This is a genomic window from Anoxybacillus amylolyticus (assembly GCF_001634285.1).
Taxonomy (GTDB): Bacteria; Bacillota; Bacilli; order Bacillales; family Anoxybacillaceae; genus Anoxybacteroides; species Anoxybacteroides amylolyticum.
Genome location: NZ_CP015439.1, coordinates 250,929 through 258,230, shown reverse-complemented (window position 1 = coordinate 258,230; position 7,302 = coordinate 250,929). Strand labels below are relative to the sequence as shown.

3 protein-coding genes, 14 tRNA genes, 1 rRNA gene and 1 other annotated feature are annotated in these 7,302 nt (G+C 43.9%); of the genes, 17 read left to right on the top strand and 1 reads right to left on the bottom strand.

Translation table 11 applies throughout. The features are described from left to right. Positions 1 to 356: a sequence feature (23S ribosomal RNA rRNA prediction is too short), on the top strand. A gap of 365 nt (positions 357 to 721) precedes the next feature. From rrf to GFC30_RS15805, 15 genes are all read left to right on the top strand, one after another. After that, positions 722 to 838: ribosomal RNA gene (gene rrf, locus GFC30_RS15875) — 5S ribosomal RNA — on the top strand. Between the two features lie 151 nt (positions 839 to 989). Beyond that, positions 990 to 1,064 (top strand) — tRNA-Asn (locus GFC30_RS15870). 4 nt (positions 1,065 to 1,068) lie between these two features. After that, positions 1,069 to 1,159: transfer RNA gene (locus GFC30_RS15865), tRNA-Ser, on the top strand. A gap of 14 nt (positions 1,160 to 1,173) precedes the next feature. After that, a tRNA-Glu gene (locus GFC30_RS15860) sits at positions 1,174 to 1,245 on the top strand. A gap of 7 nt (positions 1,246 to 1,252) precedes the next feature. Beyond that, a tRNA-Val gene (locus tag GFC30_RS15855) sits at positions 1,253 to 1,328 on the top strand. 166 nt (positions 1,329 to 1,494) lie between these two features. After that, positions 1,495 to 1,571 (top strand) — tRNA-Met (locus GFC30_RS15850). Between the two features lie 3 nt (positions 1,572 to 1,574). Further along, positions 1,575 to 1,650, top strand: a tRNA-Asp gene (locus GFC30_RS15845). Positions 1,651 to 1,746: 96 nt separating this feature from the next. Beyond that, a tRNA-Phe gene (locus GFC30_RS15840) sits at positions 1,747 to 1,822 on the top strand. A 154-nt stretch (positions 1,823 to 1,976) separates the two neighbouring features. After that, positions 1,977 to 2,052, top strand: a tRNA-Thr gene (locus GFC30_RS15835). An 8-nt stretch (positions 2,053 to 2,060) separates the two neighbouring features. After that, positions 2,061 to 2,136, top strand: a tRNA-His gene (locus tag GFC30_RS15830). A gap of 167 nt (positions 2,137 to 2,303) precedes the next feature. Continuing rightward, positions 2,304 to 2,374, top strand: a tRNA-Gly gene (locus GFC30_RS15825). A 10-nt stretch (positions 2,375 to 2,384) separates the two neighbouring features. After that, positions 2,385 to 2,458: transfer RNA gene (locus GFC30_RS15820), tRNA-Ile, on the top strand. A gap of 278 nt (positions 2,459 to 2,736) precedes the next feature. Continuing rightward, positions 2,737 to 2,811, top strand: a tRNA-Asn gene (locus GFC30_RS15815). A gap of 3 nt (positions 2,812 to 2,814) precedes the next feature. Further along, positions 2,815 to 2,907, top strand: a tRNA-Ser gene (locus GFC30_RS15810). Positions 2,908 to 2,920: 13 nt separating this feature from the next. Continuing rightward, positions 2,921 to 2,992: transfer RNA gene (locus GFC30_RS15805), tRNA-Glu, on the top strand. A gap of 68 nt (positions 2,993 to 3,060) precedes the next feature. Here GFC30_RS15805 and GFC30_RS15800 read toward each other — a convergent pair. Next, positions 3,061 to 4,023, bottom strand: a complete 963-nt coding sequence (locus GFC30_RS15800; RefSeq protein WP_066327982.1) for a cation diffusion facilitator family transporter — start codon at positions 4,021 to 4,023, stop codon at positions 3,061 to 3,063. A gap of 223 nt (positions 4,024 to 4,246) precedes the next feature. Here GFC30_RS15800 and glgB point away from each other — a divergent pair, with 223 nt between their 5' ends. Next, positions 4,247 to 6,190, top strand: a complete 1,944-nt coding sequence (gene glgB, locus GFC30_RS15795) for a 1,4-alpha-glucan branching enzyme (protein ID WP_066327973.1) — start codon at positions 4,247 to 4,249, stop codon at positions 6,188 to 6,190. Further along, positions 6,141 to 7,301: a glucose-1-phosphate adenylyltransferase gene (locus tag GFC30_RS15790; protein WP_066327971.1), complete on the top strand. Its 1,161-nt coding sequence runs from the start codon at positions 6,141 to 6,143 to the stop codon at positions 7,299 to 7,301. The genes glgB and GFC30_RS15790 overlap by 50 nt, the downstream gene beginning before the upstream one ends. The last annotated feature ends 1 nt before the right edge of the window (position 7,302 follow it).

Here is a 7,302-nt window from a genome sequence, read left to right as displayed (position 1 = left end):
GGTTGGGCTGTTCGCCCATTAAAGCGGTACGCGAGCTGGGTTCAGAACGTCGTGAGACAGTTCGGTCCCTATCCGTCGCGGGCGTAGGAAATTTGAGAGGAGCTGTCCTTAGTACGAGAGGACCGGGATGGACGCACCGCTGGTGTACCAGTTGTCCTGCCAAGGGCACCGCTGGGTAGCTATGTGCGGAAGGGATAAGCGCTGAAAGCATCTAAGCGTGAAGCCCCCCTCAAGATGAGATTTCCCATCGCATAAGCGAGTAAGATCCCTCGAAGATGACGAGGTCGATAGGTCCGAGGTGGAAGCGTGGCGACACGTGCAGCTGACGGATACTAATCGATCGAGGACTTAACCATAGAAAAGCGTAGGCGACTGTTCAGCCACGAAGAGAGCGAAAGGCCTGCGAGGAGGCTGTTGCCGCCGCAGCAGGATGGAAGCGATTCGAGGGGCTAGGAGCCGAAGCTAGACAATCGGAAAAGCGGAGAACGGTCCTTGGCGGAGCCAAGGGAACATCCGACGGAAGCGCAAGCTTTCGACGAAGACGTGTTTGCACGTCGATGGAGAAAGCGGACGCGGAGGAGGATGTTAGTTCGGAGCTAGACATCACGAAAAGCGTAGGCGACTCCTTTTCTTCTGCCCCTGTTATCTAGTTTTGAAAGAACAAAAAAACCTTGACACATATAAGAGATTTATTATAATAGTAACTGTCTGTATCAAATTGCCTAGTGACGATGGCGGAGAGGACACACCCGTTCCCATCCCGAACACGGAAGTTAAGCTCTCCAGCGCCGATGGTAGTTGGGGCTCGCGCCCCTGCAAGAGTAGGACGTTGCTAGGCAGAATATAAATAAATTCTTCCCCAATAGCTCAGCGACGAGCAACGCATCGGTGAATAAGCTGCGAGTTGCCTCGACGCACTTGGCTTCCTCGAATAAGCTAGCAGAGGAAGAGGCAGTAGGTTATTTTTGAGTATTTGTTTAGAAGAGCATTCCGCAATAGCTCAGCGGTAGAGCAACCGGCTGTTAACCGGTAGGTCGTAGGTTCGAATCCTACTTGCGGAGCCATTTTGGAGAGCTGTCCGAGTGGTCGAAGGAGCACGATTGGAAATCGTGTAGGCGTTAACAGCGCCTCAAGGGTTCGAATCCCTTGCTCTCCGCCACTATTAACAAATATGGCCCGTTGGTCAAGTGGTTAAGACACCGCCCTTTCACGGCGGTAACACGGGTTCGAATCCCGTACGGGTCACTCTTATGGAGGATTAGCTCAGCTGGGAGAGCACTTGCCTTACAAGCAAGGGGTCGGCGGTTCGATCCCGTCATCCTCCACCATTATTTGTTTTTTCTTATCATCGCGGGGTGGAGCAACGAGCAATACATCTATGAGCTCGCTACGAGTTGCCTCGATGCAGATAGCATCCTCGGAATAACTAGTAGAGGAAGAGGCAGCCAAAGAGACATTGAGCATAATAAAAATTTTATTTAATCTTTATATCGTCGCGGGGTGGAGCAGCCTGGTAGCTCGTCGGGCTCATAACCCGAAGGTCGCAGGTTCAAATCCTGCCCCCGCAACCAAATGGTCCCGTAGTGTAGTGGTTAACATGCCTGCCTGTCACGCAGGAGATCGCGGGTTCGAGTCCCGTCGGGACCGCCACTATGGAAATGGATTTTGTCGAGTAAGAGAAACAGTCGAAAAGAAGAAATTTCTGGCGTGATGAAGAAAATAAATAAAATGCAAACATTATATAACGGCTCGGTAGCTCAGTCGGTAGAGCAAAGGACTGAAAATCCTTGTGTCGGCGGTTCGATTCCGTCCCGAGCCACCATTTTCATGTTGTAGGCTTAGATCAATTGGGAGAGACGAGGAAAGCATCTTTCAAATTACTGCAAGTTGTCTCGACGAATGAATCATCGTCGAATTAGCTAGTAGAGAAAGAGACATAAAAGAAAAATCTATGTATAGAGTGTTATCTATGTTATGCCGGCTTAGCTCAATTGGTAGAGCAACTGACTTGTAATCAGTAGGTTGCGGGTTCAAGTCCTGCAGCCGGCACCAGAAATGTGGCGGCTATGGCGAAGTGGTTAACGCACCAGATTGTGGCTCTGGCATTCGTGGGTTCGATTCCCACTAGTCGCCCCATCCAAAATTCCACGGGTGTAGTTTAGTGGTAAAACCTGAGCGAGGAGCAACATATTTATGAATAGGTAGCGAGTTGCCTCGACGAATGAATCATCCTCGAGTAAGCTAGTAGAGGAAGAGGAATGGGGATGCGTCACAGGAGTAAAAATAACCGTCGTATATAATATGCGGGTGTAGTTTAGTGGTAAAACCTCAGCCTTCCAAGCTGATGTCGTGGGTTCGATTCCCATCACCCGCTTTTTCAGCGAGGGCCTATAGCTCAGCTGGTTAGAGCGCACGCCTGATAAGCGTGAGGTCGGTGGTTCAAGTCCACTTAGGCCCATCTTTTATATTCCGCAATAGCTCAGCGACGAGCAACGCGTCGGTGTGAATAAGCTGCGAGTTGCCTCGACGCACTTGGCTTCCTCGAATAAGCTAGCAGAGGAAGAGGCAGTAGGTTATTTTTGAGTATTTGTTTAGAAGAGCATTCCGCAATAGCTCAGCGACGAGCAACGCGTCGGTGAATAAGCTGCGAGTTGCCTCGACGCACTTAGCTTCCTCGAATAAGCTAGCAGAGGAAGAGGCAGTAGGTTATTTTTGAGTATTTGTTTAGAAGAGCATTCCGCAATAGCTCAGCGGTAGAGCAACCGGCTGTTAACCGGTAGGTCGTAGGTTCGAATCCTACTTGCGGAGCCATGAGGAGAAGTACCCAAGTGGCTGAAGGGGACGGTTTGCTAAACCGTTAGGTCGCGTTTTTGCGGCGCGCGGGTTCAAATCCCGCCTTCTCCGCCAGTTTTCTATATGTGGCCCGTTGGTCAAGTGGTTAAGACACCGCCCTTTCACGGCGGTAACACGGGTTCGAATCCCGTACGGGTCATCATTAATCACTATGCTGTATGCATAGTGATTTTTTTCTTTTTCGTGATAGACAAAGGGACTTCTGCTTTATGGAGAAAGCGAAGTCCCTTTGTTGTGCGCTTCGTTTTGTTTATGAAGAAATTGCTTTCCATATTCCCCATGGTTGTGAAACGACGCATGTTCCACTTGAATGGTTGCGTGTTTAATCCCGTATTTCTTTTCCAACATCTCATTAATGGCTAAAATCACACAAAATGGTTGAATCTTTTCATTGATAAATACATGGGCGGTAATTGAGTAGTGATCAGAAGAAATGGCCCACACATGCATGTCGTGCACGTCCTCTACTCCTTCTATGTTTTGAATATCGGCTCGGATGCGATCTAAATCAAATTGAGACGGTGCGGAATCCATGAGAATTAAGTATGACTCACGTGTAATTTTTGCTCCGCCTGTAAAGATAATTGCCCCAATGACTATGCTAATGAGTGGGTCGACTACGTAAAAATTGGTAAAGTAGATAATGACCGCAGAAATAATCACTCCAATGGAACTGAGAAGATCGCCAATAAAGTGCCAAAGTGCGCTTTTCACGTTTAAATTTTCTTCTTCTTTTGTGCTACGGCTTAAAACAATCGTTAATATGATATTAACGATTAATCCGATCGAAGCAATTGTTAACATTAAGGAGAAATCGATCGGTTCTGGGTGGAGGAAGCGTCGGATGCCTTCCACCAAAATGCCGAATGCGATGATGACAAGCGCTAACCCGTTCAAAAACGAAGCAATAATTTCAAATCGCAAATAGCCAAAAGTGAATGTTTTGTTTGGCGGTCGTGATGCTAAATAGAGAGCAATCATACTTAAGCCAAGTGCTAACACATCTGAAGCCATATGGGCCGAATCAGACAACAAAGCGAGTGAATTGGAAAAAAGACCTCCAATGACTTCGACCAATGTGAAAAATACGGTTAGTATAAGCGTAGTCCAAAGAGCTTTTTTCGATTTGCTTTGCTGTTTCATATGCGGAAGATGGTGATAGTCGTACATCATGCACCCCTCATTTTATATTATATACCTATAATTATAATAATTTTAATTAAATATTTAATTTAATTATATGCAGCTAGGTAATAAAACGCAAACGATAATTTGAAAAATATGTTGGCAAGGCGGATGTTGAAAGTTGTCAAAAAATATAAACATTTTTGTTCAAGGAATTTATCAGAACGTGTGGAATATATAGAATAACTGTAAAATTTATAAGGAAAGGATGCGATGCCGTTTGATCGCTACAACCCCAACAGATTTTGAAGTTCATTTGTTTCATGAGGGAAGCTTATATAAAAGTTATGAGTTGTTTGGAGCACATGTCATAAATGAAAATGGAATAACTGGAACGAGATTTTGTGTATGGGCTCCTCATGCACGTGAAGTTCGGCTTGTCGGGAATTTTAATGATTGGAATGGGAGCGATCATTCACTTGTGAAAGTAAGCGAGCAAGGGGTATGGACAATTTTTGTTCCAGAAAATTTAGAAGGACATTTATACAAATATGAAATTGTTACGAAAAACGGTGATGTGTTATTAAAAGCAGATCCGTATGCCTTTTATTCCGAGCTCCGTCCGCAAACAGCTTCTATTGTCTACTCACTAGAAGGATACGAATGGAATGATAAAGCATGGCAACGGAAAAAACTGCGAAAGCCTATTTATCAGCAGCCGATGTTTATTTATGAACTTCATTTTGGAACATGGAAAAAAAAGAACGATGGAAGTTTCTATACGTATCAAGAACTGGCCGATGAGTTGATTCCGTATATTTTGGAACATGGATTTACCCATATTGAACTGCTTCCGCTTGTTGAGCATCCGCTTGATCGGTCGTGGGGATACCAAGGAACGGGCTACTATTCGGTGACAAGTCGTTACGGTACTCCGCATGATTTTATGGCATTCGTCGACCGTTGTCATCAAGCGGGAATTGGCGTTATTTTAGATTGGGTTCCTGGTCATTTTTGTAAAGATGCTCACGGTCTTTACTTATTTGATGGAGAACCAACCTATGAGTATGTTAATTTTCAAGATCGTGAAAACTTTGTATGGGGTACAGCGAATTTTGATTTAGGAAAACGAGAAGTGCATAGCTTTCTTATTTCAAATGCGTTATTTTGGATGGAATATTTTCATATTGATGGGTTTCGAGTAGATGCTGTTGCCAATATGCTGTACTGGCCTAATAGCGATGTACGTCAACCAAATCCATATGCTGTCGAGTTTTTACAAAAGCTAAACGAAGTTGTTTTTGCTCATGACCCTTCTGTCTTGATGATTGCCGAGGATTCGACAGACTGGCCGCGTGTCACCTCTCCAACGTACGAAGGAGGACTAGGCTTTAACTATAAATGGAATATGGGTTGGATGAACGATATATTAACCTATATGGAAGCAGCACCGGAATACCGAAAATCGTTGCATCATAAAGTCACGTTTTCGCTTTTATATGCTTATTCAGAAAATTTTATTTTGCCATTCTCCCACGATGAAGTAGTGCATGGAAAAAAATCGTTGTTGAACAAAATGCCGGGGGACTACGAACAAAAATTCGCGCAACTTCGCTTACTTTACGCGTATTTAGTGACACATCCAGGGAAAAAACTATTATTTATGGGTGGGGAGTTTGGACAGTTTGATGAATGGAAAGATTTAGAACAGTTAGATTGGATGCTTCTTGATTTTGAGATGCATCGGAAAATGGACGAATATGTGAAAGAGTTAATGAAGTTTTATAAACGGTATAAGGCGCTTTATGAATTGGATCATTCGCCGGAAGGATTTGAATGGATTGATGTTCATAATGCAGAACAAAGCATTTTTTCCTTTATACGAAAAGGAACGAAAGAGAATGACCTATTAATCGTCGTATGCAATTTTACACCGGTCGTCTATCATGACTATAAAATTGGGGTGCCATTGCACACAACTTATAAAGAAGCGTTTAATAGCGATGCTATTACATTTGGTGGGTCAGGGCATATAAATAAAAAAGCGCTGGCGGCGAGAGAAGAGCCGTTTCATGGAAAGCCGTACCATGTTCAAATGACGATTCCACCGTTTGGAATTTCTGTGTTGCGTCCAATACGAAAACGAGAGGAGCGAACTGATGATGGGAAAGAAAAAGTGCATCGCCATGTTATTGGCAGGCGGTCAAGGTAGTCGCTTAAACTCTCTAACGAAGCAGCTTGCCAAGCCCGCTGTTCCGTTTGGTGGGAAATACCGTATTATTGACTTTACGTTAAGCAATTGTACAAATTCAGGCATTGACACTGTTGGAGTGTTGACACAATATCAGCCGCTTTTATTGCATTCATATATTGGGATTGGAAGCGCATGGGATTTGGATAGAAAAAATGGCGGCGTTACAGTATTGCCGCCTTATTCGGAAGCATCGGGGGTGAAATGGTACGAAGGAACTGCACATGCGATTTATCAAAACATTAATTACATTGAGCAATACGATCCCGATTATGTGCTCATTCTTTCTGGAGACCATATTTATAAAATGAACTATGCGAAAATGCTCGATTATCATATCGAGAAAGGGGCAGATGTGACGATTTCGGTCATTGAAGTGCCTTGGTCGGAAGCAAGCCGTTTTGGCATTATGAATACGAACGAACAGATGGAAATTATTGAATTTGAAGAAAAACCAGTACGTCCCAAAAATAACTTAGCATCGATGGGAATTTACATTTTTAATTGGTCTTTGTTAAAAGAATACTTAAAAATAGACAATGCAAATCCAAATTCTAGCCACGATTTTGGCAAAGATGTAATTCCGTTGTTATTAAATAAAGGAAAACGGGTCGTTGCATATCCGTTTAAAGGGTATTGGAAAGATGTTGGAACGGTGAAAAGCTTATGGGAAGCGAATATGGATTTATTAAATCCGGAAAGCGAGCTAAACTTATTTGACCATACATGGCGCATTTATTCTGTGAATCCAAACCAGCCACCGCAATATATCGCCCCTTATGCGTCTGTTGTAAGTTCGCTAGTGAACGAGGGATGCGTCATCGAAGGGGATGTGGAGCACTCTGTTGTGTTTCAAGGTGTACATATCCAAAAAGGTGCGATAGTAAAAGATTGTGTTGTCATGCCAGATGCAATGATTGGCGAAAATGTATATATGGAAAAAGCGATTGTCCCATCAGCATTAGAAATTCCAGCAGGTACGGTCATTCGTCCGTCCATGCCTGAAGAAATTGTCCTTGTTACAAAAGAATGGTTGGAACAACAGAGGTCGGAAACGATCGAGAAAGGATGAG